The 26,323-nt window shown below is 62.1% G+C and carries 18 protein-coding genes and 1 pseudogene; 10 read left to right on the top strand and 9 right to left on the bottom strand.

Annotated elements, in window-relative coordinates; genetic code table 11:
* Positions 1-30: 30 nt before the first annotated feature.
* Together B0G73_RS13945 and B0G73_RS13940 are read left to right on the top strand one after the other, a co-directional pair.
* The gene (locus tag B0G73_RS13945; RefSeq protein ID WP_106281624.1) at positions 31-1,431 is read left to right on the top strand and encodes a GntP family permease; all 1,401 of its coding nucleotides are present in this window, start codon (positions 31-33) and stop codon (positions 1,429-1,431) included.
* A gap of 102 nt (positions 1,432-1,533) precedes the next feature.
* Positions 1,534-1,935: a RidA family protein gene (locus tag B0G73_RS13940; RefSeq protein WP_106281622.1), complete on the top strand. Its 402-nt coding sequence runs from the start codon at positions 1,534-1,536 to the stop codon at positions 1,933-1,935.
* Positions 1,936-1,957: 22 nt separating this feature from the next.
* On the opposite strand, the gene B0G73_RS13935 is transcribed toward B0G73_RS13940, so the two are convergent.
* Complete coding sequence (locus B0G73_RS13935; RefSeq protein WP_106281620.1) at positions 1,958-5,521, bottom strand: ATP-binding protein; 3,564 nt, start codon at positions 5,519-5,521, stop codon at positions 1,958-1,960.
* A 307-nt stretch (positions 5,522-5,828) separates the two neighbouring features.
* On the opposite strand from B0G73_RS13935, the pseudogene B0G73_RS13930 reads away from it, so the two are divergent.
* The 7 genes and pseudogenes from B0G73_RS13930 (at position 5,829) to B0G73_RS13900 (ending at position 13,804) form a co-directional block, all read left to right on the top strand.
* Positions 5,829-7,510: pseudogene (locus B0G73_RS13930) on the top strand (methyl-accepting chemotaxis protein).
* 257 nt (positions 7,511-7,767) lie between these two features.
* A complete protein-coding gene (locus B0G73_RS13925; protein ID WP_106281619.1) occupies positions 7,768-8,376 on the top strand; it encodes a DinB family protein in 609 nt (202 codons plus the stop codon).
* Positions 8,377-8,650: 274 nt separating this feature from the next.
* Entirely contained in the window at positions 8,651-8,902 is a 252-nt protein-coding gene (locus B0G73_RS13920; protein WP_007178686.1) for a hypothetical protein, read from the top strand.
* A 340-nt stretch (positions 8,903-9,242) separates the two neighbouring features.
* The gene (locus B0G73_RS13915; RefSeq protein ID WP_106281617.1) at positions 9,243-10,235 is read left to right on the top strand and encodes a DedA family protein/thiosulfate sulfurtransferase GlpE; all 993 of its coding nucleotides are present in this window, start codon (positions 9,243-9,245) and stop codon (positions 10,233-10,235) included.
* Positions 10,236-10,325: 90 nt separating this feature from the next.
* Entirely contained in the window at positions 10,326-12,056 is a 1,731-nt protein-coding gene (locus tag B0G73_RS13910; RefSeq protein ID WP_106281616.1) for an FAD-dependent oxidoreductase, read from the top strand.
* A gap of 140 nt (positions 12,057-12,196) precedes the next feature.
* Positions 12,197-12,472 (top strand): hypothetical protein, encoded by a 276-nt coding sequence (locus tag B0G73_RS13905; protein WP_106281614.1) that lies wholly within the window; start codon positions 12,197-12,199, stop codon positions 12,470-12,472.
* A gap of 150 nt (positions 12,473-12,622) precedes the next feature.
* Positions 12,623-13,804 carry a DNA glycosylase AlkZ-like family protein gene (locus tag B0G73_RS13900; RefSeq protein ID WP_308706135.1) on the top strand — a complete coding sequence of 394 codons (1,182 nt, stop codon included), beginning with the start codon at positions 12,623-12,625 and terminating at the stop codon, positions 13,802-13,804.
* Positions 13,805-13,824: 20 nt separating this feature from the next.
* Here B0G73_RS13900 and B0G73_RS13895 read toward each other — a convergent pair whose 3' ends face one another.
* The 5 genes from B0G73_RS13895 to B0G73_RS13875 all read right to left on the bottom strand — a co-directional run bounded on the left by B0G73_RS13895 (position 13,825) and on the right by B0G73_RS13875 (position 21,695).
* On the bottom strand, positions 13,825-14,424 hold the full coding sequence (locus B0G73_RS13895) for a LysE family translocator (RefSeq protein ID WP_106281611.1): 600 nt from the start codon (positions 14,422-14,424) through the stop codon (positions 13,825-13,827).
* A 189-nt stretch (positions 14,425-14,613) separates the two neighbouring features.
* On the bottom strand, positions 14,614-14,871 hold the full coding sequence (locus tag B0G73_RS13890; protein WP_012428738.1) for a hypothetical protein: 258 nt from the start codon (positions 14,869-14,871) through the stop codon (positions 14,614-14,616).
* Between the two features lie 110 nt (positions 14,872-14,981).
* On the bottom strand, positions 14,982-17,171 hold the full coding sequence (locus tag B0G73_RS13885) for a hypothetical protein (RefSeq protein WP_106281609.1): 2,190 nt from the start codon (positions 17,169-17,171) through the stop codon (positions 14,982-14,984).
* 638 nt (positions 17,172-17,809) lie between these two features.
* The gene (locus B0G73_RS13880) at positions 17,810-18,403 is read right to left on the bottom strand and encodes a hypothetical protein (protein WP_106281608.1); all 594 of its coding nucleotides are present in this window, start codon (positions 18,401-18,403) and stop codon (positions 17,810-17,812) included.
* A gap of 553 nt (positions 18,404-18,956) precedes the next feature.
* Positions 18,957-21,695: a glucosidase gene (locus tag B0G73_RS13875; protein ID WP_106281606.1), complete on the bottom strand. Its 2,739-nt coding sequence runs from the start codon at positions 21,693-21,695 to the stop codon at positions 18,957-18,959.
* Positions 21,696-22,324: 629 nt separating this feature from the next.
* On the opposite strand from B0G73_RS13875, the gene B0G73_RS13870 reads away from it, so the two are divergent.
* Positions 22,325-22,795 carry a GNAT family N-acetyltransferase gene (locus tag B0G73_RS13870; protein WP_146144175.1) on the top strand — a complete coding sequence of 157 codons (471 nt, stop codon included), beginning with the start codon at positions 22,325-22,327 and terminating at the stop codon, positions 22,793-22,795.
* Positions 22,796-22,909: 114 nt separating this feature from the next.
* Here the strand turns inward: B0G73_RS13870 and B0G73_RS13865 are convergent, their stop codons facing one another.
* The 3 genes from B0G73_RS13865 to B0G73_RS13855 form a co-directional block, all read right to left on the bottom strand.
* Entirely contained in the window at positions 22,910-23,392 is a 483-nt protein-coding gene (locus B0G73_RS13865; protein ID WP_106281605.1) for a cupin domain-containing protein, read from the bottom strand.
* Positions 23,393-23,738: 346 nt separating this feature from the next.
* A complete protein-coding gene (locus tag B0G73_RS13860) occupies positions 23,739-24,971 on the bottom strand; it encodes an NADH:flavin oxidoreductase/NADH oxidase family protein (RefSeq protein WP_106281603.1) in 1,233 nt (410 codons plus the stop codon).
* Positions 24,972-25,232: 261 nt separating this feature from the next.
* Positions 25,233-26,066, bottom strand: a complete 834-nt coding sequence (locus B0G73_RS13855) for an alpha/beta fold hydrolase (protein WP_106281601.1) — start codon at positions 26,064-26,066, stop codon at positions 25,233-25,235.
* Positions 26,067-26,323: the final 257 nt, after the last annotated feature.

Genomic DNA, 26,323 nt, shown 5'->3' with positions numbered 1-26,323 from the left:
CATGTAGAACAACCAAGCTTTGGAGACTCAATGTCCTTTGTCATCGTCCTCGCCGCGCTGGCGTTTCTGATGTTTGCCGCCTATCGCGGCTACAGCGTCATTCTATTTGCGCCGATCGCCGCGCTCGGCGCCGTTCTGCTGACCGATCCGGCAGCCGTCGCGCCGGTTTTCACCGGCATCTTCATGGAGAAGATGGTCGGCTTCGTAAAACTCTATTTCCCGGTGTTTCTGCTGGGCGCCGTGTTCGGTAAGGTCATCGAACTGTCGGGTTTCTCGGAGTCGATCGTGGCTGCCGCGATCCGCTATATCGGCCGCTCGCGCGCCAATGCGGTGATCGTGGCGGTATGCGCACTGCTCACCTACGGTGGCGTGTCGCTGTTCGTGGTGGTGTTCGCGGTCTATCCGTTCGCCGCCGAGCTGTACCGCCAGAGCAATATTCCGAAGCGCCTGATGCCCGGCGCGATCGCACTCGGCGCATTCTCGTTCACGATGGATTCGCTGCCGGGTACGCCGCAGATCCAGAACATCATCCCGACCACTTTCTTCAAGACGACGTCGTGGGCTGCGCCCGCACTCGGCGTGATCGGCTCGCTGTTCATCATCGTGGTCGGCCTGACGTATCTGGAATGGCGCCGCCGTGCGGCGATGGCGACCGGCGAAGGCTACGGCACGGAACTCGTCAACGAGCCGGATCGCGTGGAATCGAAGCAACTGCCGCATCCGTTGCTGGCGGTTGCGCCGCTGGTCCTGGTGGGCGTCGCGAACTTCCTGCTGACCCGCTGGATTCCGAATTGGTACGGCGCGTCGTACACGGTTGCGCCGGACATTCTGCCGGGCATTCACGCACCGGTCACGACGACGATCAAGGCCGTGGTCGCCATCTGGGCCGTGGAAGGCGCACTGCTCGTCGGCATCATCATGGTTGTCGTGACGGCGTTCAACCGCGTGCGCGAACGCTTCGCGATCGGCACCAAGGCTGCGGTGGCGGGCGCGCTGCTGGCTTCGTTGAACACGGCGTCGGAATACGGTTTTGGCGGCGTGATCGCCGCGTTGCCGGGCTTTCTGGTGGTCAGCAACGCGTTGAAGAGCATTCCCAATCCGCTCGTCAACGCAGCCGTGTCGGTGAGCTCGCTGGCGGGTATCACGGGTTCGGCGTCGGGCGGCATGAGCATCGCGCTCGCGGCCATGTCGGACACCTTCATCAAGGGCGCGGAAGCGGCGCATATTCCGATGGAAGTGCTGCACCGGGTCGTCGCCATGGCGAGCGGCGGCATGGACACGCTGCCGCACAACGGCGCGGTGATCACGCTGCTGGCGGTGACGGGCTTGACGCATCGACAGTCGTATCGCGACATCTTCGCGGTCACGGTCATCAAGACGATGGCGGTGTTCTTTGTGATCGCGGTTTATTACGCGACTGGTTTGGTCTGAGCGGGCGCGTGTTGGGCAGGCTGCCGGCAACGCGCCGGCGTCCTGACTTTTGATCGGTTACCTTGTCATCCCGACAACCGTTCTTACCCAGCACACCCTGTCATGAGCTCAGCGCCCTCTTTCTGGATGATTCCCACAGCACCCACGCCGGTCGGCCCGTTCTCGCATGCTGCCGAGGCCGACGGCTGGGTCTTCCTGACCGGCCAGATGCCGACCTGCCCGACCGACGACACCGCGCCGCTTCCCGAAGGCGTGGTCGCCCAGACCAAGCGTGTGATGGACAATCTCGTGCTGGTGCTGCAGGGGCTGGGCCTCGGACTGCAAGACGTGGTGGCGGCACGCATCTTCCTGACCGAATTCAAACGCGATTACGCGCCGATGAACGAGATCTACCGCGCCTACTTTCCTGCCGGTGCGCTGCCGGCACGAACCTGTATTGGCGTCACCGGGCTTGCGCGCGATGCGCTGGTCGAGATCGATTTCATCGCCAACCGGCCGGGCTGAGCGCGCCGAGCCGAATGGCGTGTCAATGTGTCGACTCCTCGTCGAGTCCGTAGTGATCGGATAAGGCGTCGTGCAGCGAGATTGCGAGTTCGTCCATCTCGGTGGTCCAGCGTCCGCTGTCGCTGCATAGCCGCTGCAGCCGCCGGCATTGGTCGACGAACAGAGGTTCCTGCACGACGACAAACGCGCCGCTCGCGCTATGCGCCCAGCCGGCCAACGCCTGCACGTCTTCCGCTTCGACGATCGCAAGCAGCCTGGGCAGATCTTTTTGCAAGTGCTCCTTGAGCATCGCCCGGTAGCGCGCCCTGTCGTCCGTGCTGAGCGTGCTCGCGGCGCTGGAAGCGGGAACCATCGGTTCGGCTGGCGCTAAGTTCTCGGGTACAGCCGGCGCCGATGCCTGTGCCCCCGCCGGCGCCGGCGCCACCGCCAGCAACGCGGCTTGCAATTCGCTGAGCGACGCCGGCTTGGGTACATATCCGCTAAAGCCGTGCTCGCGCCAATTGCGCGCCTCTTCATGTTCGGCCACGGCGCTGAAGGCCAGCACCTGAACGGTCGCATTCAACTTGCGCAAGGCGGCCAGCAGCTCGTAGCCATCCATCTCCGGCATGTGGATGTCGGTCAGCACCACTTCGAAACTTCCCTGTTGGAACATTCTCAGTGCTTCTTTACCGTCGTGCGCGATCGTCGGCGCGCACCCCAACTCGACCAGTTGTTCGTCGATCAGATTCTGGATCAAGGGGTTGTCTTCCGCGACGAGAACGGGCAGACCTCGCAGCGCCGGATAGATCCCCGCCGAATCGCCCATTGCGGACGCCGGAGTTGGAGCGGCAACGGCAATCGTGTCCCCGCGCGCCAGATCGACCGCCGACCGGATCGCCGAGCGGCTGAATTCAGTCACCTCGAACACGCCGTCGCCGCGCGCCTCGGGATGGTGCGGACCGCCACGCGTGATCCACACGACGCCGACCGGCTGCAGCGCGCGCAGAGCGGCAATCACATCGAGATCGTATTCGCCGGTGACGACTAACACGTCCGGCCGGTTCGCGCGCAACCACGCCTGCGCGGCGGCCGATGAGAACACGAGGTGTCTTGCCCAACCCTCGCGCTGGAACCAGCAGTTGAGGTTTTCACCGACTTCCTGCTCCACGGACAGGATGAGCATCGTTCCGTGCTCCTCGCGAACCGTTGCCGGCGCTCGCGAATCGATGGGAGGCTTGGCGAGCGGAATCGATATGCGAAATGCGCTGCCCACGCCGGACACACTCTCAGCGGTAATCTGCCCACCCATTAGCGCGCACAGGCGCGCACAGATCACCAGGCCAAGACCCGTGCCGTCCGCTCCCCGCGAAGCACTCTGCTCCCCTTGCGCAAACGGTTTGAAGAGCCGCGCCAGCGTTTGCTCGTCCATCCCGGCGCCCGAATCCGAGACCCGGCAAACCAATACCGCGCGGTCCGGCGAATCGTCGGTTACTTCGGCGCGCAGCGTGATCTTGCCCGCTGAGGTGAACTTGAACGCATTGCTCAGCAAGTTGTTGACGATCTGCGCGATGCGCATGCGATCGCCGATCAACGTCTGCTCAAGGGTCGGAGAGAAGATCGCATAGAAACGGATCGAGCGATTCCCATGCATCGGCGCGTAGGAGAGCGCAATGCTTTCGAAATCGTCGATCAGACAAAACGGCTCCGTGACCAGCAACATCGCGCCGGCATCGATCTTCGAAAAGTCGAGAATGTCGTTGACGACGCGGCGCAGCGCACCCCCGGCAAGGCCCAGCGTTGCGAGCCGTTGCGAATGCGCCTCGAGGCCCGGCGTGCGAGCCAACAGTTCAAGATTGCCGAGCAGCGCGTTCAACGGCGTACGGATTTCGTGGCTCATGGCGGCGAAGAAATTCGTCCGCGCACGCATCAGTGCCTCGGACGTTTGCTGTGCTTGCCGCAATTGCTGTTCGAGCATGGTCTGCGCGGTCACGTCGAGAATCGCGCAAAACAGCACGTTCTCGCCAGCGTAACGTGCCGGCGCATAAATGAATTGCAGAAACCGTGAGGACGCGCCGCCGTCCTGATCTGGCGGCGGCGAGGTTTGTGGCTCGTTTCGCTGCGTCGTTGTGGATGGATGCGAAGACTGAGGCGGCATCTGAGGCGATATCTGCACCGGCCGCGCGGGCACGACGAAGGCAGCGACTCGCGCAAACGACATGGCCGACGGCTGATCCGGCGCCTGAACCAGGAATTCGCCGACGATATGCCGCGGGAGCCGGCTGCCGTCGGCCTCGATCCCGAGCAACTCGATCGCCAGCGCGTTGGTGGTCAGGACTGAATAGTCGCTCTGCCGGACAATGCACAAGCCGACCGGCGTCGCGCTAACCAGAATGTGGTTGAGCATCTCGCTTTGCAGTGCGCGGGAAGTCTCCGCAAACGAATTGCGCAGCAACCGCAGCCCGAAATAGCGAGCCGTCAGCACGATTGCTATCAGGATGAGCGCTGTCAGGCAGCCTAGCACCGTCAGTTGCCAGCCGAGCGCGGCGGCCAGCGCGCCCCACGGCACGTAGCCGACCAGAAGGCCGAAGCCCAGCCCCAGTGGCTCGTGAAAAATCACGCCCTCGCGGCCGTAGTGAAAGATCCGGGTGGGAGTCGCGGCGGCTGCCTGTTGCACCAGTTTGATGATCGATGCGTCTAGCGGCATCGACGACACGACGACGCGGTGGTCCGCCGTCATCAGCAGATTCACGCCCTCGTGGTCAGGCGGCGCCATACGCAACGCGAGCGCGTCCAGCGGAAGGCTCGTGCTGATCAGCACGGTCGGCGTGTCGCCGTCATAGTAGGCGCTCACCACGGAAACCACCTGGCGATTCTGCAGCGGATCACGGTACGGTCCGAGCCAGATACGCTCGCCTTTTGCCGGCACGCGCCTGCCGGTCTGCGCCTCGATCTGACGCTCGAGCGTCTCGCGCAGCAAGCTCACGATCGGCGGTTGCGGCGCTGGCATTGCGGCCTGGTCGTGCCCGCTGGCCGGGTCCGCGAGCGGATGGGTCAGCGAAGGCAGAATGGCTGCGTAGTCTTCATTCAGCCCGATCAGCGTTGCCCGTTGCCGGATTTCAAAAGCCTGCTGGGTCACGAGCGTCGATTGCGCCGCTTCGTAGAGGCGCCCGAGTTTTTCGCTCAATTGCGAGCCCCAGGCGTTGCGCGTGGTTTCGCCGACCACGATGTCGAAATTCGAGTCGACACCGTCTGTCTTGCCGAGCGCCACGCCGGTCTTCAGGATCGCCTGCTGTATGGCGTCCGGGGCGCTCCGCCCGCCGGATGGGCCATAGTAATAGTCGAGCGTCAACGCGTCGCGCCGCAGGAACGACTCCTCCTGGTGGATGAGCAGAGAGATGTCGGTGGCGTTCTGCGACGCGAGGACCCGGCGATACTCAAGTTGCTTGAGCCCAGCGACGACAGTCAGCACCAGCGCGAAGATCAGCACGAGCAGCATCAGCGAACCGATCGTCGCCAGGTAGAGCCGCTGTTGGCGCTTCGCGCTCTGCGCGAGCGTGGCGAAAGCCTGCGCCAATGACTCTTGAGTACGGTCGAGGATTTTCTGCATCAGCTCGCGAGTGTGGCGCGTGGGTGGCAAATTCGCGCAGGCAGACCGCTGCGAAACCGGGACTGGATGCGTCCGCAGTCCTTATACCGGCGCAGTGTAGTCCTTTTGAAGGTATAGCGCGACGCATCCGGCACTGTTTCACGCCGCCATCCACGACGCGTCAAACAACCCTGTATTAACGGCGTCGGCCTGCCTAAACCTGAGTGGTTTACTGGGAAACCCTCAAGGGCAAGGGGTCAATTGCCGTTATTCCTTGCAAACATGTAAGCACCGCGCCCACGCGCGGGCTAGCTCAGCAAGGAAAGCCATGCGCAACAACCAGCCTGTCAGCGGGCACGAGTACGAATTTCCGTCGTCACACATGCTTGTTTCGGCGACCGACCTGACCGGTCGCATCCAGTACTGCAATCCGGCCTTCATCGCGGTCTCGGGTTTTACGCGCGACGAACTGATCGGCCAGCCGCACAACCTGATCCGCCATCCGGACATGCCGCGCGAAGCCTTTGCCGACATGTGGGCGACGATACGCGACGGCCGTCCCTGGACTGCGCTCGTGAAGAACCGTCGCAAGAACGGCGATCACTACTGGGTGCACGCCAATGTCACGCCGGTGGTCGAGAAAGGCGCGGTCGTCGGCTATTTGAGCGTGCGCGTGAAACCGGTGCGCGCCGCGGTGCGCGCCACTGAGGCGCTCTACGCACGCATGCGCCGCGGCGAGTCTCGCGGCGTGCAGTTGCGCCGCGGCGTGATGGTCCGCACCGGCGTGCTGGGGCGTCTGGAGGCGCTGATGCGTCTGCCGGTCGCGACGCGCGCGGCGATCGGCTACGCGATCACGCCGCTGGCGCTGCTGTTGACCGGCCTCGCCGCATGGCAAGGCGCGCCGCCCGCGCCGTTCTGGATCGGGTTCGGCGTCGCCACGTCGCTGAGTATCGCCTCGTGGCGGATGCTGACGCGGCAACTCGCCGCGCCAATCAACGACATGTCGGGATTCGCCACGCGTCTCGCCGCCGGCGATCTGACGGCCGATCTGCAGGTCGCGCGCCACGACGACCTCGGCGACGTGCTACAGGCGCTGAATCAGTTGAAAGCGAATCTCGCGGCAATCGTCTACGACGTGCGCGCCCAGATCACCGGCATACTGGACAACGCGCGCGAGATATCCAGCGGCAATGTCGATCTTGCGAGACGCACGGAATTGCAGGCGGCGTCGCTCGAAGAAACCGCCGCTACCATGGAAGAACTGACCACGACCGTCCAGGCCAACGCCGATGCCACCGTGCGCGCGCTCGATCTGGCGAGAGAGGCCCAAGCAGCCGCCGCGGCCGGCGGCAAGATTGCCGGCCAGGTGGAGCAGACCATGGCGGGCATCACCGCGGCATCGCGGGCGTGATCGACGGCATTGCGTTCCAGACCAATATCCTCGCGTTGAATGCCGCCGTCGAAGCGGCGCGAGCGGGCGAAGCAGGTCGTTCGTTTGCCGTCGTCGCGGGCGAAGTGCGCATGCTGGCGCAGCGCTGCGCGGCGTCGTCGAAGGAAATCAAGTCCGTGGTCGAAGCAAGCGCATCCGAAGTCGCGGCCGGCACCGAACTGGTTGCACGGACAACCTCGCAAATGCGCGTAATCGACGAGGCAGTGGGTCGCGTGTCGTCGATCATCGTCGACGTGGCGAACGCGAGCAGCGAACAGGCCGACGGGATTCGCCAGGTCAATCAGGCGGTCTCGCATCTGGACGGCGCCACGCAGCAGAACGCCGCGCTCGTCGAGCAGGCCGCGGCCACGGCGCAGCGCCTGGCGGAACAGGCGGACGTGCTGGATGAAGCCGTGCGGCTGTTCACCGTCGCCGACGCAGCGCCGGCTCGACGCGCCGCCGGCACAAAGCGTCAGGCGTTCACCGTCGATGCAGCGCCGACGCCCGCGCCTGAGATCAAACGACACCGCGCGCCAGTCATCGCAGACGATGCCGAGCAGGAAGAAGCCACATTGATCTGATAGATCGGCGTTACTCCCACCTCGACAGTCCAGTATTGACGCAGCACGATGGCACCGTCAGCGCCCAGTTGTTTGCAAGGGCAGGCTGACCCGAGTAACAACGGCGTTTAGCGGCCCGCCCCCTCTGTGGACGGGCCTATTTTTTTTGGGCTGGCGCTAGCGCGCTGGTATATACGTAGTTGAGTCACGCGTTACGTGCCGCCACGAAGACGCGCAAGCGCGTCCTCCCATGCCGATTCCCACCACCGGAGGCCGACGTGATTCCTTCCGACCCGCCACGCATCAATCCGCTGTCTTCGCACCTCACCGCCATGGCGCGCAACAACGCATGGTCGAACCTGCGTCTCTACCGCGCCTGCCTCACATTGACCGACGAAGCGTTCGCCGCACGCAGGGTGAGCTTCTTCCCGTCATTGCAGCTCACGTTGAATCACATCCTGCTAGTGGACCGTTACTACTTCGACGCGCTGATCGGCGGCGGCGCAGGTCTCACCATTTTCGATAACGAACTGCCCTATCCGCGCGCAGCCGACCTGTGGGATGCACAGGCGCGGAGCGATCAGCAACTGCTGGCCTTCTGCGAATCGTTGACGGACGACGATCTGCCACGCGAAGTCCGGATCGACCGGGGACCGTCAGTTGGGATACAACGCGAGCAGATCGGCAGCGTACTGCCGCATGTTTTCGTCCATCAGATTCATCATCGCGGACAAGCTCACGCGATGATGAGCGGCACAGAGGCCGCCCCGCCGCAGCTCGACGAGTTCTTTCTCGCCGCCGACGCACCGCTGCGCGTTTCCGAACTCGGCGATCTGGACACGATGCGCGAGTCGCAAACCGCGCCGCCCCGCGCCGAATTCCCCTAACCGGAACGCGCGTCAACTGCGTGACAGTCAGGGAGAAGATTCGCACCGGCACGGGGCACGAAAAATGCATCCGTCGTTACGGAGAGTCGCGTTAAACTGGTTGTCACGGCAGCACGTCACGATGGGCGCTGCCGGGAGCGCCGCGCCAGTCAACGCGCTCGGCGGCGCAAGCCATGCAGGCAGGCGAACGGGCAAACGTGACTGCGGCGCGACAGACGCCGCCCTATCCTGCCCGTACAATAGTTCGATCATCAACGGAACGAGGACAACTTCGATGCGCACTACCGGGTCTTCCGGGTCAATGGCCCTGCTCACCGAATACGACGACGCAACGGCGCGCGAACTTCGCTCGCTGCGCCTCGAATCGACAGAAGACGGCAAAGGCATTCTTTTGATCGAAGTCGATGAGCGCAAGCCAGGCATACACCGCGAAGTGCGCTACGAAATCACGCCGGCCGAACTGATTGCTGCCATTCGCGCACACGGCGCAGAGTTGCCGGGCGAACAGCACAATCATCGTCAATGAAATCCGTCACGCGGCATTGCATCTCTGGTGCGAATGCCGCGTGACGCCTTAGCATCGCCGTTCTCCAATTGCTTGCTGGGCTGGCGTCTGCGGACGTCAATCGGGCATTATTTCCGCTCCCGCATACCGCGCGACATTCCCATCTATTTCGGTTTGTTCAGGTCGCGGTGCCAATGCGTCTTTCAGGTGGCTCAGTGCACTTGAGATAGCGCTTTCCATACCCAAGTAAAGGGCTACTTTTCAGGGCGTTTGCACGTCTTGAAAATGCGTCCATAATCCTTGCATTCTCCTTTGCATTTCCTACCTGCGCCGCGCCCGAAAGGGCCGCGGATGTAAGCCGATGCTACATGATCTCGTCGAGCAATATGGGCCGGCGCTCGTGTTCGTAAACGTGCTCGCCGCCTCCATCGGGCTGCCGGTTCCGGCCATGCCGTCGCTCGTGCTGTTCGGGGCGATGGCCGCCATGCATCCCGGTTCTGTGGGCACGCAGTTGGCGCCGGTGCTCATCCTGTCGATATTCGCCACGCTGATCGGCGACAGCGCGTGGTATTTGGCCGGCCGCATGTATGGCGGCAATACGCTCAAAACGATTTGCCGGCTGTCGCTCTCGCGTGACACCTGCGTGAAAAAGACCGAGCGCTTTTTCGGCCGCTGGGGCGTGCGCGTGCTGGCGGTGGCCAAGTTCGTGCCGGGACTGTCGATCGTGTCGATTCCGATGGCGGGCGCCATGGGCACGCGCTACCGCACCTTCCTCACGTATGACAGCATCGGCGCTGCATTGTGGTCGGGCACCGGCCTGATCATCGGCGCATTGTTCGCCAAGCAGATCGACATGCTGTTTGCGCTCGCCGGACGCCTTGGGCGCACAGCCGCGCTGGTCGCCGTCGGCCTGTTACTGGCGTATGCCGCGTATCGCTGGATCCGCCGGCGTCAGCTGATTTCGAAGCTCGCGACCGCGCGCATCGAAGTCGACGAACTGGCGTCGCTCGTGACGGCCGGCAAAACGCCGGTGCTGTTCGATATCCGTTCGCACGAGAAGCGCGCGCTCGATCCGTTCATCATTCCGGGCTCGCAATTCGCCGACGAGCGGCAACTCGACGAGATCGTCGCGACCTACCCGCACGATCAGAAGCTGGTGATCTACTGTTCCTGCCCGAATGAGATTTCCGCGGCATGGATGGCCAAGCAATTGAACGAAGCCGGCTTCTCCGACGTGCTGCCGCTGCGCGGTGGCATGGAAGCCTGGCGCGACTCGGGCAAGCCGGTGGAATCGCTGCCCGACATGCCGCCGCCCGAAGTGGCGGTCGAAGGCGTCGCGCCGAAGGCCGTGTAGCGCAAGCAGCGCATCGTGATTCGCGCCTTCGGGCGCCGCGCCGCTTCGCCTCTCGTTCGATCCATCAATGAACACCGAAGGAGCGGTTCAATGCTTTCGACTCAAGAACCTGAAGTGCAGCAACCGGACGTGCCACAACCAGACGTCGTCGCCGACGCGCCGTTTTCGTCGCTCTCGACGCGCATGCATCAGATGTTCCCCGCGCTCACGTGCGCCGAAATCGGCCGTCTGCGCAAGTTCGGCGAGATCGGCCACTGGAAGTCCGGTGAACTGTTGTTCGAGACCGGCCGCACCGGTCCCGGCATGTTCGTGGTGCTCGAAGGACGCGTGAAGGTGTATCAGCGCGACGGCATTGGGCGCGAAGTGTTGATCAACGAACATGGCGCCGGGCATTTCCTTGCCGAAGTCGGTCAACTGTCGGGACGGCCCGCGCTGGTCAACGGCATGGCGATCGGTCCGGTGGAAGCGTTGCTGATTCCGCCGGAGCGGCTGCGCGCGCTGATCGTTGCCGAAGCGGAACTCGGCGAGCGCATCATGCGCGCACTGATCCTGCGGCGCGTGTCGCTGATCGAAAAGGGCGCGGGCGGGCCGATTCTGATCGGCAACAGCAACGACGCGCGGCTCGTCATGCTGCAAGGCTTCCTGTCGCGCAACGGCCATCCGCATTCCGTGATCGACGAACGCGACGAAGACGCGCTGCGTCTGATCGAGCAATTCGCCGCGCAAAAAGAAGACATGCCGCTGGTGATCTGTCCGGACGGCTCGGTGCTGCGGCACCCGAGCATGCCGGAACTCGCCACGTGCCTGGGTTTGCTGCCCGATCTCGACGATGCGCATGTGTACGACGTCGCGATCGTCGGCGCCGGACCGGCCGGGCTTGCCACTGCGGTGTACGCGGCATCCGAAGGCCTGTCGGTGATCGTGCTCGACAGCCGCGCGCCGGGCGGCCAGGCCGGCGCGAGCTCGCGGATCGAAAACTACCTCGGCTTTCCGACCGGCATCTCCGGCCAGGCGCTGGCGGGCCGCGCGTTCGTGCAGGCACAGAAATTCGGCGCGCACGTCGCGATTCCGGTCAATGTGAAGGCGCTGCATTGCGCGGACCGGCCGCATCGGCTGGAACTGAAGTGCGGCGGACACATCACGGCGCGCGCGATTGTGATCGCGAGCGGCGCGGTCTACCGGCGTCCTGCGCTCGAAGGGCTCGACCGTTTCGAAGGGCGCGGCGTCTATTACTGGGCTTCGCCGGTGGAAGCCAAGCTGTGCAAGCGCCAGGAAGTCGTGCTGGTGGGCGGCGGCAATTCGGCGGGCCAGGCGATCGTCTATCTGGCGACGCACGCGGCCAAGGTCCACGTGCTGATCCGGCGCAGCGGTTTTGAAGCCACCATGTCGCGCTATCTGATCGACCGGATCCGCTCACTGCCGAATGTGTTCGTGCATCCGAATTCGGAGATCGGCCGGCTTGATTCGGACGACAGCGGTTTGTCGTCGGTCGCGCTGAAAAAACCGCTGCCCGACGGCACCGATCATTTCGACACGCGCCATCTGTTCCTTTTCACCGGTGCGGACCCGAATACCGACTGGCTGCGCACCTGCGGCGTGGAACTCGACGAGAAAGGCTTCGTGCTGACCGGGACGAGCGCCGACGGCGCATCGGTCTGCGATCTCGCGACGACAGTCGAAGGCGTGTACGCGATCGGCGACGCGCGCGCCGGCTCGACCAAACGCGTGGCCGCGGCCGTCGGCGAAGGCGCCGCCGTGGTCGCGCAGATCCATCAACTGCTGGCGGTGTCGGCGGGAGAAGCGGTCGCGCTGGGCGCCTGAATGATCTGGACGGTCTGAAATGCCCGCCGGCCTTGCAACCGCCGGCGGGTAACCTGCTGTTACACACACCTTCAACTGGTTGCACCTGCTTGCCTTTCTGTCTCGTAATATCTCTGTCAGCTATTCGACAGGAGACAAGCATGTTCCAACGCGCGATTGTTTTCGCCGCCTTCGGCCTTGCCGCCGCCTGCGCATCGACTGCCGCCTCGGCACGGGTGGACGTCGGCGTGTTCGTCAATACCCCGGGCCCGGTGTACGCCGCGCCGCCGGTCTATGCGCCACCACCGGTCATCTACGCGCCCCAACCGGTCTACGGTTACGGCTACCGGGACGACGACTATCGCGGCCGCCGCCACTGGCATCACGATCATGGCCGTCATCGCGGCTGGGATCGGCATCACGGGCGCGGCTGGTAAAGGCAAGTTCGGGCGCTTCACGCTACAGTAGCGGCTGCTGATCCAGGCCGGGCCTCGTGCCCTTCCCTTCGCAGTCACTCACTGATCGACGCCCGCGTTAAGACTCTTTCGCTTTCCGCCGCCCGCACTCTGCATCTGGCCGCGCAAGGTTTGCTGACGCCGCCTCGCCGCAAAGCCGTCAAGGCCGACGTGCTCGACTCGATCCGCCGCATGGCGCAATTGCAGATCGACACGATCCACGTCGTCGCGCGCAGTCCCTATCTTGTGTTGTTCAGCCGGCTCGGCGCTTATCCGCCGCAATGGCTCGACGAACATCTCGCCGAAGGCAAGCTATTCGAATACTGGTCGCATGAAGCCTGTTTCGTGCCGATCGAAGACTACGGCCTGCTGCGCCATCGCATGCTCGATCCAAGCGGGATGGGCTGGAAGTACGCGGCCGAGTGGCACAAGAAGCATCGCAAGGAGATTGATAAGCTGCTTGCGCACATTCGCGCAACGGGGCCGGTGCGCTCCGCCGATTTTGCCCGCGAGGCGGGCAAGGGCAACGGCTGGTGGGACTGGAAGCCGGAGAAACGCCATCTGGAAGTGCTGTTCGCAACCGGGCAATTGATGGTGGCCGAGCGGCGCAATTTTCACCGCGTCTACGATCTGACCGAGCGCGTGCTGCCGGGTTGGGATGACGCGCGCGATCTGCCGCCCGCGCACACCGTGACGGACGCCGTGTTACGCCGCACGTGCCGCGCGCTCGGCATCGCGCGCGCCGATTGGGTCGCCGATTACTACCGTATGCCGCGTCGCCCGTATCGAGACGAACTGCGCGCGCTCGCCGACCAGGGCGAGTTGATCCCGGTAAGCGTGGAAGGGTGGAAGCAGGACACGTACGTGCATCAAGACTTCGCCGCGATACTCGACGATGCCGCGAGCGGCAAACTCGCCTCGACGGTCACCACGGTGTTGTCGCCGTTCGATCCGGTGGTGTGGGATCGCAAGCGCGCGGCGGCGCTGTTCGACTTCGACTACGCGATCGAATGCTACACGCCCGCGCCAAAGCGCAAATATGGTTACTTCGTTTTGCCGCTGCTGAGTCGCGGCCGTCTGGTCGGCCGCGTGGATGCGAAAGCGCACCGCACTCAAGGCGTGTTCGAACTGAAGTCGCTGCACATCGAACCGGGCGTGCGTCTGAGCGCGCGTCTCGCCGGCGATCTGCGGCGCGCGTTGCAACGCTGCGCGGACTGGCACGGCACCCCGCAGCTGCAAATCACATCCGCGCCGCCGGAATGGCTCGACGCGTTAGACGTCGGTGACACTTTGGGCGACAGTGTGGCGGCCTGACCGCCGCATCAACGTCGCACTCAATGCAGCGCCGCCCACGCGAGCGATAAGGAAAACACACCGAGCACGATCGACGCGCCGCGCTGCATCTTCACCGGATTGAGCCAGGCGAGCTTGCCGCTGCCGAGCGCCGCGCCGAACGCGATCCACGCGAGCGCGATCGGCACCAGCAGACACGCGAACATCAGCATCGAGAAGGCGTAGGCCGGCAAGTGCGCAAAAGCGATAGCCGGAAAGATCGTGCCGGCGAACAGCAAGCCCTTCGGATTGAGCAGCGTCGCCACGAACAACGTGCGCATGCCGCTCGCCCGCTGCGCCGAGTCGGGCAAGGCGACTGCCGCGCGCCACATGTCGACGGCAAGATAGGCGATGTACAAGCCCGCCGCCATGCGCAGCAGCGAGGGCAGCCAGGGCAGCGCATGCGCCGCCTGGACGAGAAAATGCCCCCACACCGAGATCGAGACCAGATAGCCGCCCAGTTCGGCGGCGATCAACGGCAGCGAGCGCCGCACACCCTGGCGCAAGCCGGCCGCCGCAAGCAGCGTATTGGTGGGGCCGGGCGTAATCAGCACGACGATAATGCCGATGGCGAGCAGCGCGATCGCGGACACGGAGAGCATAAAAAAGGCGCAATGTTGGGGACAGTGCGCCGTTTTATCATAGACAGCGGCCGCGCCGAAACGCAGCGGCCCATAACGATGACGAATCGCGACGCGTGATGTCGTCACACCCAACCGGAGCAACGGCAGTCGGCACCGGCAGGCATGCCGATGTGACGCACGCCGCCCACCGGCGACGCGCAGCCGCCTTTAGTGATCCAGTTTCGCGCGCAGTTCGCGAGCGGCTTCCAGCAGACCTTCGTAACCCGAACGCGCATGCTCCGGCAGATCAGGATCGCCGACGAATGTGCCGAGCGTTTCGATCAGGCTATACAGAATGCCCTTCGCGGCGCCGGAGGCGATGCTGCCCGACGAAACCTGCTGATCGACGTGACTGAGCGCTGCGTCGAGGTTTTCCAGATCGGGCCGGTCGCCCGTGGGTGGCTTAGGCGTTACGTCTTGCGTCATGATGAAACTTCGCTCCTGTTGATGCAGCGGTGAACAAGCCATCCTTGCATGTTGTTATATACCGATCGTGCGTTGCCGTCTATTCGTGATCTGCGCGCATGCGACCGGCGTCAAGGCGTCCATCGATACATCAGAATTTTTGCGCGGGCGTCGTCCTCGAGTAGCACGACATACTCGCCATTGTCGCGTTGCACCGCGCTGATACCAAGATACACGTCCACCCAGCCGCTCGTGTTGCCGACGCTCGCGCCCGGCGTCATGTAGCCGACCACCTGGCCGGTACGCGCGTCGTAGACATCCACCCTCTGCGTGTACAGCTCCGCGACGAAGATGTAATTGCCCGCCACAGCGACGCCCACGGTCGTCGTTTGCGGATTGCTTTGCGTGTTCCAGGGCAGTGAGATCGTGTACTGCTGCGTCGGCGTACCGGAGCTCCAGTTGTCGTAACGCGCGAGCACCGGACCCGCCTCTTTCCAATGCGTCGCATCCCATGGAATCGCGCTTGTGAAGCCGGAGATATACATGGTGTCGGTCGCCGCGATGTAGACGATCCGTGCAATCCGCGTAAACGGTTGCGGCATCGCGAACATCTTCGAGCTGGCGTATGTGTAGATCGGATTGCCGGCGGGATCGAGACCTTGCAACGGCATTTCGCGGATGCCGCTCAGCGGTGTGGCGAGCCAGACATTGCCCGGCGCGTCGACCCACCAGAAGCCGTTGCCGACCGTGCTGCCGGTCGACGGATTGCTGCTGATCTCGCTGGCGTCGACGCTGCCGTTGCCATTGCTGTCGCGCCACAGCCATTCGCCATACGCGGGCTGCGCGGCGGGCCATGTGCCCGGCAGCGGATTTTGCGCGAGCAGGCCGGATGGAATTGCCATTTCGCCGTGTGCGGCGTCGAAGCGATAAACGTTCAGATAATGCGCGCCGGGATCCAGCGTGTAGAGAAACCGCTGGCCGTTGATTCGACGCACCATCGGCTCGCCGCGCACGCCACGCGGCTGATGAAACGCGGGGTCATCCGGATAGTCGAAACGATCCAGCGTGAAACCCGCGTACGACCATTCGCGGCCGACGGGTTGGTTGTAGTCGAGCGTGAAGCGCTTGGAGCCTGTATAGACGGAACTGGGCGTGGCGGGATCGAACGCGGCGCTATCGACGAACGTCAGACCGTACAGGCGCCAATTGAAGGCATGCGAACTGTACACGTAGCTCTCGAGCACCGCGCCTTGTCCGACCGATGCCGATCCGACCGGCCGCGGCCCTTCGCCATTCTGCGCGACGTACAGATTGCCCGCGGGATCGACACCGATGCCCGTCACGCCGTTGAAGCGCCAATTGCCTGGTACACCCTTGACCGGGTGAAAGATGCCGTTGCGCGTGCCGATGGGCGCGGCCGCTTGCGGTTGACCGTTGCCGTCTTTGTCTTTGTTAAAGACAAGAATCTGCTGCGAAGGGCCATTGTCCGCAACGAGGATTTGTCCGGCCGGCGTAACCGCGATGTCGGCCGGCACGGCGCCCACGGGCAGCGTCAACGTGCCGGCGAGCGCGGTGCCATTCGCGGCATAGTGCTGGATAGTTAGGTTTCCGGATGAAATACCGCTCATCACCCACAGTGTCGAATCGGTGTCCACCGCAATGCGTCCTGGCGACGTCACGTTCCACGAGCGCAAACGCTGCATCGAATTCGCGTCGAACACGACGATCCGGTTCGCGTAGGTATCGGCCACGTACAGTTCGCTGTCGGTCGCGGCCATGCCACGAATGCTCGCGTCGTTGCCGGTCGCTACCGTCTCGAGTCGCAGAAAGCTATTTTTCGTCGCATTGGCGCTATTGCCGATACCACCGCTGAAAGGCGCGCCGGCCGCCAGATTGGCGAGCGTGCGGCGCGTGATGCCGTACCAGGTCAGACTCGCTGCGGGATAGTCCGCCCCGACCAGGGCGTTACTTTCGTTGCCGATCGACATCGCCGCATACAGGTACGTGTGATTGACCGCGACCGCGTCGCCACCGGCCGCGCCCCAGCCGTGCGTCGAGCCGGCTACGGCGATCTTGTCGCCCGCGCGATAAGCGGCGATTTCACTGCCGCTCTCGTCCCAAGGCGCGTTGGTGTACACGGTGCCGTCTGCGCCGACGCTGATGGCCTGAATATCCTGCTGCATCCACTTGCCGTCGCCGAAACCAAAACTATTGCCGATCCATGAAGTGGTGTAATTGAGTTGCGATTGCGCTGATGAATTCAGTGGAATAAGGCTGTTGAAGATAACAGCGGCCACGCTCAGGCGAGAGAACAATGTCACGACGGTATTTCCTTGCGAGGTGCGAAGCGCTTACCGGCGGCATGTCCGGTGCGTATTCGCGCGCATGCGGATTGATGGGCACTCGCGCATGTGTAAGAGATTGGCGCTTTATCCTCGCATAGAAAAATCGTAAATATATTGATAAAAAATCATTCTTAAATGTTGAATTGCTCGGACGATTCGAAGCGCATAAGCGTATGCGCGACTACGGTGCTGCCTGGATTTCACCCGGATGCGGTAAGCACACCAGCGCGCGCCGGCCCGGACATGTTCCTCGCGTTCGAGCAAGCGTCGTCGCCCGCGTCGAGGTATTCGAAAGCGCGCCTGGGGTGGTGAGTACGGCGGCGGCGCATAGGACCGAGTCAACGCCGTGGCTCGCAACTGGTTCAGCTACGGATGTTCGACGAAGCGGCACGACCGGCGATCGACCAGCGACGGCGGGACTTCTGCAGCCGGCCCAAGCAGAGACGCTCAATCAGACCTTCACGCCGACGTTCGAACGTCCGCTCCGCCCCGAACAATGTGATTACGCTCTCGAAAAGACGCAGGCATTAAAGGGCGAAAACCTGCGCGCAAGGTCGGGCTCGGCGCCACTCATGGCAAGCGCCTTGGTGAGCGTGAGCCCATCTGGGACCCGACTAACGGAAGCCGTACACCAGGATCTTTTTCCCTTCAAAACTTTCTTGCACACCTTGCTCGCAATCCGATGGACACTTTACGTTGCCGTCCCCGCTCACGCCTGACACGGTGACGGCCCTGTAGACAACGGATTCGACGAGCGTCCCGTCGGCAGCGACGACGATGTTGAGATCAGTTTCGACGCCGGCCGGCACGGCTCCGCCCGGCAGATAGACGATTTTCATAGTGCCGGTGCAATCGGAGTTCACCGTGTAGGTGCCCATCTGGTTCGGATTGAATGTCGTCAGCCCCCCTTTCGGCAACCCGCCAATCATGCCAAAGTCGGTGCGTTGAAAAGTGCCCCTGCCGTCGAACGTCACCAAGGCGACGTCATCGAGGATCGACGGGGCGGCATACGGATGCAACGTGCCATCGGCAGCTTTCAATCCAAGTATTTCTCCGTGACCGATAAAACTAAACGGTCCCTTTAGCGTTGCGTTCGAGCAAAGGCCGCCGTGGCCGTCGTGGCCGTCGTGGTCGCCGGCCTGTGCGGCGCCGCTGAGCGAAAGTGCAATGGCTGTCGCTGACCAAATGCTTAAATACTTGATCTTCATGGTCCTCTCCTTATCACCGAATCAGGCGCTTAACATTGCGGCGCGCAGTGCCTACCGCCGGGGTGGATCAGGTGCCCGACTCAAATAGATGAAACAAAAGATGGCTGCAGTAATCCCCGCAGCTGCCGTTTGCGGAGCAAGCGATGAGAGAATGTGGGGCCGTCGGCACGGCCGGGTCTTGAGATGTGTGGCTGAGCCAAAATGATGAGTGGCGACGCCCTTCACCAAGCAGTGATTTTTCCGCTCGGTGTCGGCAGACACGTGCAGAAGCGGGTTGCACGAAAGTCTGCGCATTTGTGACTTTGTGAGTCAGCCAAGCTTGAAAGTCGCATAGCAAGAATACTGTAATCCACGATGTTCGCGGCTACCCAATGAATTTCGGACAAAAGGCAGCCGTATCCAGAATCGCAGTGCGAATAATGCGCTCTCGCTGTGTAGCGAATGCCCGCGCAGGCCTCAGAGGTCGGTCAGCATGCATGCGCGGATGGCCGTTGCACCCAGGAAGCTGCCGTTGACGTGACCTTCCCATCATCGTCCGAAACGGGTCCTTTCGTCACTTCTCGCCTGGTTCTTCGCCGCCCACTTGTTCCCTGACGATCCGTGCCATCACCCGCCCACGGTCGGTTTCCAGGGCGGCGTTCGCGTCCACACGTCCGAACAGGTCGAGGAGCGGGGCGACGAGGCCCGTCCAGCCAGTCTGGTGACTGGCCCCGAGGCCGGCGCCATTGTCACCGTGAAAGTACTCGTAAAAGAGGATCAGGTCGCGCCAGTGCGGATCGTTCTGGAACTTGTCCGTTCCGCCATAGACGGGCCGCTTGCCGCCCGCATCGCGCAGGAATGTACCGGTCAGGCGCCGGACCAGTTCCTGCGCCACTTCGAAGAGCGTCATCCGTTGCCCGGACCCGGTCGGGCATTCCACCTTGAAATCGTTGCCGAAAAAGCTATACAGATTCACCAGCGCGCGGACAATCAGCAAGTTGATCGGCATCCAGACCGGACCGCGCCAGTTGGAATTGCCGCCGAACATGCCGGTATTCGATTCAGCCGGCAGGTACTGCACCTTGTACTCCTGTGGGCCGACGTGAATCACATACGGATGGTCCAGGTGATAGCGGGAGAGCGAACGGATGCCGTGCGGCCCCAGGAACTCGTTCTCGTCGAGCATGTAGCCGAGCACCCGTTCGAGCTTGCGCTTGTTCAGGATCGACAGAAGCCTCCGCTCCTTGTAGCCGATGAAGCCCGCGTCGGTCGGCGCAACATGCGCGATCAATTCGGGGTAGCGCTTTCGAAACTGCGCGATCAGTTCAACGAGCTTCGGATAGCGCGTGAGCGACTGCGCTTCGAACACTGTCGACGCACACAGCGGCAGTAGCCCCACCAGCGACCTGATCTTCAGGCGCGTCGTCCGGCCGTCGGGGAATCGCAGCAGGTCATAGAAAAAGCCGTCCTGCTCGTCCCACATCTCGTCCTCATGTTCGCCGCGCCGGTCCATCGCATAGGCGATCCACATGAAATGCTGTACAAACTTGAAAGCGACTTCCTCGTACATCGGATCGTATTCGGTCAGATTGATCGCCATCTCAAGCATGGTCTGGCAGTAGAACGCCATCCACGCCGTCCCGTCCGCCTGCTCGAGCGATCCGCCGGTCGGAAGCCGCGCGCTTCGATCGAACACGCCGATGTTGTCGAGGCCCAGAAAGCCGCCGGCAAAGACGTTGCGACCCGAAGGGTCCTTGCGATTTACCCACCAGTTGAAATTGAGCATCAAGCCCTGAAACGAGCGTTCCAGGAAGCGCGGGTCGGCCCGTCCCAGTTCTTTTTCGTACTTGTACAGCCAGAGCGTGGCGGCGGCATGCACCGGCGGATTGACGTCGCTGAAGTTCCACTCGTAGGCTGGAATCTGGCCGCTCGGATGGACGTACAGGCTGCGCAACATAAGCAGCAGTTGCTCCTTGGCGAAATCGAAATCGACGAGCGCCAGCGTAATTGTGTGGAAGGCCAGATCCCAGGCCGCGTACCACGGATACTCCCACTTGTCCGGCATGGAGATCACGTCAGCGTTCAGCATGTGGAACCACTCTGTATTGCGCACATCGCCCCGGGCGGCGTCGAGCAACGGGTGACTTCCGTGCTCGCGCAGCCAGTGTTCGAGGTCGAAGTAGTAGTACTGCTTGCCCCACAGCATTCCGGCCAACGCCTGGCGGTGCACCCGGCGCTGATCTTCGGTCAGCGAATTGGGCGCAATGCGCGCGTAGAACTCGTTCGCATCGGCGAGGCGGCTATTGAACGTCTCCTCGAAGCCGCCGAAGGCGTCGTCCAGTCTCGATGCCGTGAGGCGCAAGCGGACGGTCGCGCTGCCGCCGGCGGGTACGTCGCACACGTAATGGGCCGCGGCCTTGGTCCCCGTCCTGGCGGGATTCACGGCGTCGCGCTGCCCCGAAATGACATAGGCGTGGAACGCATCCTTGACATAGGGCGACGCGTTCGGCTGATTCCATAGATGCTGCATATTGCTTTCGTTTTCGGTGAAAAGTGTTTCCGGCGCGCCTTCGCAATGGAGCCAGTACTCGCCGAGATCGTGATGCGTGGCGCGAATGGCGCCGGGACCTTCTTCGTGCAGCGAGGGCTTGCGATCGTCCTCGCCCCACGACCATGTGTTGCGGAACCATAGCGTCGGCAAGACCCGCAGTCGCGCTGCTTCCGGTCCACGGTTGTGAATGGAAATGCGCACGAGGATGTCTTCAGGAGCCGCCTTCGCGTATTCCACGAACACATCGAAATAGCGGTCATCGCTGAAGACGCCCGTGTCCAGAAGTTCGTACTCCATTTCCTCCCGCGATCGTTGCCGGTTGGTCTCGACCAGATCGCGGTACGGATACTCGCGCTGCGGATACTTGTAGAGATACTTCATGTACGAGTGTGTCGGCGTGCTGTCGAGGTAGAAGTAATACTCCTTCACGTCCTCGCCATGATTGCCCTCGCTGTTGGTGAGGCCGAAGAGGCGCTCCTTCAATATCGCGTCGCGTTCGTTCCAGAGTGCCAGCGCGAAGCACAGCCGCTGTTGGTCGTCGCACACTCCGCCGAGCCCGTCCTCACCCCACTTGTAGGCGCGTGAGCGCGAATGGTCATGAGTGAAGTAGTTCCAGGCGTCGCCGTTATCGCTGTAGTCTTCTCGTACCGTTCCCCATTGGCGCTCGCTGAGGTAGGGCCCCCACTTCTTCCACGGCACTTGCGCCTCACGAGAGTCGTTCAGGCGCTTTTGCTCCGCTACGTCGACGATTACAGGGCGCATGCTTCTCCTCCGTTACGGCTGAATGAACTCGACTTGACCAGGCGCGCGAGGACGCAACTCGAGCATCGGCGGTACATCGGCATGGGTGACGTTCTGCGCGTTGGTCTCTTCAAGACTTCGAAGCATTTGGGCGGCATTTCTGGATCGTCTTGGAAGTACGCGATGGCGCCGTCAGGCCTCTTTTGTATTTGTTATAGACAATCCCGTGCTTCGGCGCGTACGGCGAATCGCGGAATATTCCGCAAATCCTTTCCCAATGTAGGCGTCAGCACAAAGCAAGGCAATGCGGCATTGAGGGTTCAGAGGGACTACGACTGAGCCTGCTGCCGTAACACGAATCGCTTGCTGAGTCGGCAAGCTCAATCAAGGAGAGAATCGACGAAGGCAGAAGCAGGCGTGTTACAGGCTCCTGTCCAGGCTGGACAACGGCCGTTGCCGTAGCGTCGACTCGAATGACGGAAAGGGGGCGATCCGGCGGCTCGTCGGGAGCCCATGTCCGCCCGGCAGCGGATCGGCAACTGAGCTGTCCGGTGAATGGCATTCTGCATCCGCCGGCATCAATCGATTGATGCCGATCCCCTTTATCCAGTACTCTGGCGAAGACCTGCTTATCGCGATCGGCGGTTGTGATGAATCTGGACTTTCGGCTGGCCGCACCCGGAGACTCGGAATGGCTATTTGACACGTACCAGCGAACGATGAAAGGTTTCGTTACCTCAGCGTATGGCTGGGACGACGATCTGCAGCAAGCGGGGTTTGCAAAAAGCCTTCGCCAAGGCTCTTGTCAAATTGTTACGTGGGAAGGCAGTCGATGCGGGTTTGTGCACTGGGACGTCGAACCGGATCTCGTATGGCTGAGGATGCTTTGTATCGTGCCGGAGATGCAAAGCAGGTCGATCGGCAGTGCGGCGATTGCCAGGATCATGTCGTTGTCCAGTTACTTACAAAAACCGCTGTACCTGAATGTCTTCGTATGCAACCGGGCTGCCTATGACTGGTACCTCAGAATCGGTTTTGTCGAAATCGAAAACGACGGCAAGGTTAGCACTTTGGTACTTGCTCCTTCGTTGTCACCGGCTCTTATGGAACGGCATGCGTAGCCTCCCAGGCACCGTGTCCCCAGCGGGAACAGCCCGGGTCTGGCCCATTTACGGACATTCAGGTACGTACTCCATGCGACGAGCTGTCAGCCACTGAGACTATCCGCGTCAACTTCAGTCCGGCATCCCGTCATGACCCCCGAGCGGCCTGGCGGGCCAGTCCACCCAGCGGTCCGCGCGAGTAATTTCGTGCGCTTCGTTTAGCGGATAGCGAATACGATTGTCGTCGCGCGGACGTTCGCCGATCACCATCAGCCTGACTTCGTCCTTCGTATTGTTGATGAAGGTATGGCAAATTCCAGTACCCGCGGGAAACGCCACAGAGTCGCCTTCAGCAATGGAATGAAGCGCACCGTCGATCCAGACATCGGGCTTGCCCTCGAGCACGTACACAAACTCCTGCTCGGTACTTTCGGCGTGCGGATATGACGTCCGCCGGCCGGGCAAAAGCCTCACGTGATGAATGCCAATACGCGTAATGCCGAGTGCGGCGGAAAGCGGCGCGTCTAGCCCCATGAGCTCGGGATTGTCACGATAGGAATGTGCCTCCGGTTCCTCGAGTTCAGTCCAGTGCTTGATGAAATCTGGTCGGCTCATCGGCTAATCTCCTTTTTTGGCGAACATCGATGATAGCGGTTCTCAAACCGACGCTAGCCGTGGCGCGCGGCCACTTTTGCTGACCAGGCAGGGGGCTCGAATGGCCGTTCCAGTCTACAAGCTTCCATAACGTTTGCGCCTTATCGGCGGGCAGTTCCGGGTCGACCTGAGCCAGTCGTCGTCCGGCTCAGTCCGGCCATGAACGGACGATCGCCCCTATGTTCGCAGCCCCATTCGATAGGCCGAAGGCAGACGGCTAGCGGCCAGTCGGAAAGAGGATTGCACGAACATTTCCGGGTGATGCCGCCCGGCAGTCACGGGTATCAATTGGTCCAGTCAAACCCGGTCATGTTGCCCGTTGCGCTATCCAGCGTCTGTACTTGCGAGTTCGGCATGCATCGGTTGTTTGCTGCAGAATCAACGCGCGCAGCGGCGATACCTTCGGATCGGTTTTCCTACCCAGGCTTAGCTTGCGCAACTGAAACTTGACGGTGGCCATGTTCGCCAGTGAAGCCAGCGTCTTGTTCTTCCAGGTGATCGGCGAAAGTTCGGGAGCCGCGTCTTTTCCGTCTTGCCAGGCCCGGGGCAAATTCGGTTCGATTGCGAGAGCGGTGCCCACTCCGACCATGTCCACACCGCTCTTGACCACCTGTTCGGCGATCTGCCGACGGCGGATCCCTCCCGTGACCATGACCGGCATCTGCGCTACCTTCCGGATGTCGCGTGCGAATTCCACGAAATAGGCTTCGCGCGCCAACGTGCGGCCGTCACGCGCTTCGCCTTGCATGGCTGGCGCTTCGTAGCTGCCGCCGGACAGTTCAACCAGATCCACGTTCAAACCGTTGAGCAGTTTGACCACTTGCCTGGCGTCGTCGGCAGTGAAGCCGCCGCGTTGGAAATCGGCTGAGTTCAGCTTGACGGCAACGGCGAAGTGCGGGGAAACCACGGCGCGAACCGCTTTGACAACCTGCAGCAGCAGACGCGCGCGGTTTGCAAGCGTTCCTCCCCATTCGTCCGTTCGCTGGTTCGTGAGAGGCGACAGAAACTGGCTCAACAGGTAGCCATGGGCCGCGTGAATTTCTACTCCCGTAAATCCCGCCTCCTCTCCAAGACGCGCGGTGCGGGCAAATCGCGTGATCACGTCGTGGATGACTTCCTGCGTCATGGCGAGCGGCGTAGCGAAGCGTTTGGACAGCTTGCCCAGGTCGAGCGGTATTGCCGAAGGCGCCCATGTCTGCTGGCCAAGATTTGCTTGCATCTGACGACCTGGATGATTGATCTGCAGCCAGAACTGTGCGCCTCTGGATCGGCCGATTTTCGCCCAGTGCGCGAATTTTTCCAGCTGCGTGTCATCCTCCAGGACCACGCCGCCCGGTCCCGTCATGGCACGACTGTCGACCATCACATTGCCCGTTATCAGCAGCCCGGCGCCGCCGTTTGCCCACGCCTCGTAGAGCCGCATCAGTTTCCCTGATGGACCCTGGCTGGCATCCGCCATGTTTTCTTCCATGGCGGCTTTGGCGATACGGTTAGGGATGACCGAACCGTTTGGGAGAATCAGCTTGTCGAACACGTTCATAGGAACACCTCAATGGATCGTGTCGCAACTCTAGGTTTGAAGTTAAGTTCAAGGTCAAGCAATTTTTTGGAGGGCATTTTCGATGACGCACGAGTCTGACCGGCGGGCGACCGGCGAGTCATGCAAAAACACTGCTTTCCGGGAAGCATCCTTGCGTACGTCTTTTGACGTTGGAATCAAAACGGAAACGAGCCACCCATGGGTAGCTCGTTGACGTGCCGCACGTTTCAGCAGCGGCGCGATCGCACGCGGTTGACGGCCTTACGACTCTTTGATGAACGCGAGCAGATCAGTATTGATCGCGTCGGCGTTGGTCGTCGGCATGCCGTGAGGAAAACCTGGGTAGGTCTTCAGCGTACCGTTCCTCGCCAGCTTTGCCGAGAGCGGCCCCGAATCCGCATAGGGAACAATCTGATCATCGTCACCATGCATGACCAGAACGGGAATGGTGGTGCTTTTCAGGTCTTCAGTAAAATCCGTCTGCGAGAAGGCGACGATGCCATCGTAGTGGGCCTTCGCGCTACCCATCATGCCCTGCCGCCACCAGTTCCAGATGATGCCATCAGAAGGCTTGGCATTGGAGCGGTTGTAACCGTAGAAAGGGCCCGCGGGAATGTCGTAGTAAAACTGCGCCCGGTTTGCCGCGAGTTGCGCCTGAAGATCGTCGAAGACCTGCTTGGGCAGGCCGCCCGGGTTACTCTCGGTCTTGACCATGATCGGCGGCACTGCACTGATGAGTACCGCTTTGGAAACGCGATCTTCGCCGTGGCGAGCGACATAGTGGATGACTTCGCCGCCGCCCGTGGAATGGCCCACGTGTACCGCCTTCTGCACGCCGAGATGGTTCACGACCGCCGCAACGTCATCGGCGTAATGATCCATATCATGGCCGTCCCAGACCTGACTCGACCTTCCATGTCCGCGCCGGTCGTGTGCGATGACCCGGAAACCCTTGGCCAGAAAGTAGAGCATCTGGGCATCCCAATCATCGGCACTGAGCGGCCATCCGTGATGAAAGAAAATGACCTGTGCGTCACGCGGGCCCCAGTCCTTATAGAAAATATCGACGCCATCCTTCGTTGTGACAAATCCCATTTTTGCTTCTCCGGTGAGGTGTTCGCAATCAATCGGTGTCGTACGCCTGCTCGTTACCGGTCAGGCCGAAGTACTGCTCCTTCTATCTAATGAATTGTCGGTGAGTTGATTGAAGGGATCCAGGTGTCTGCGGGCAGACACGCCCGACGCGACAAACGCAGCCCGTTTGGCAACGGGAGTCTTCAATGTCCTCGTCGTTCTCCTCTGTCACGATCCGCAGCGGCGGCGATCCGTAGTCCGTTGCCGCCTCGCTTGAC

The sequence above is a fragment of the Paraburkholderia sp. BL25I1N1 genome (assembly GCF_003002025.1).
In the GTDB taxonomy this organism is placed as follows: Bacteria; Pseudomonadota; Gammaproteobacteria; order Burkholderiales; family Burkholderiaceae; genus Paraburkholderia.
Note: the sequence above shows the minus strand (reverse complement) of the source record. Positions and strands in the feature narration are given on the sequence as shown.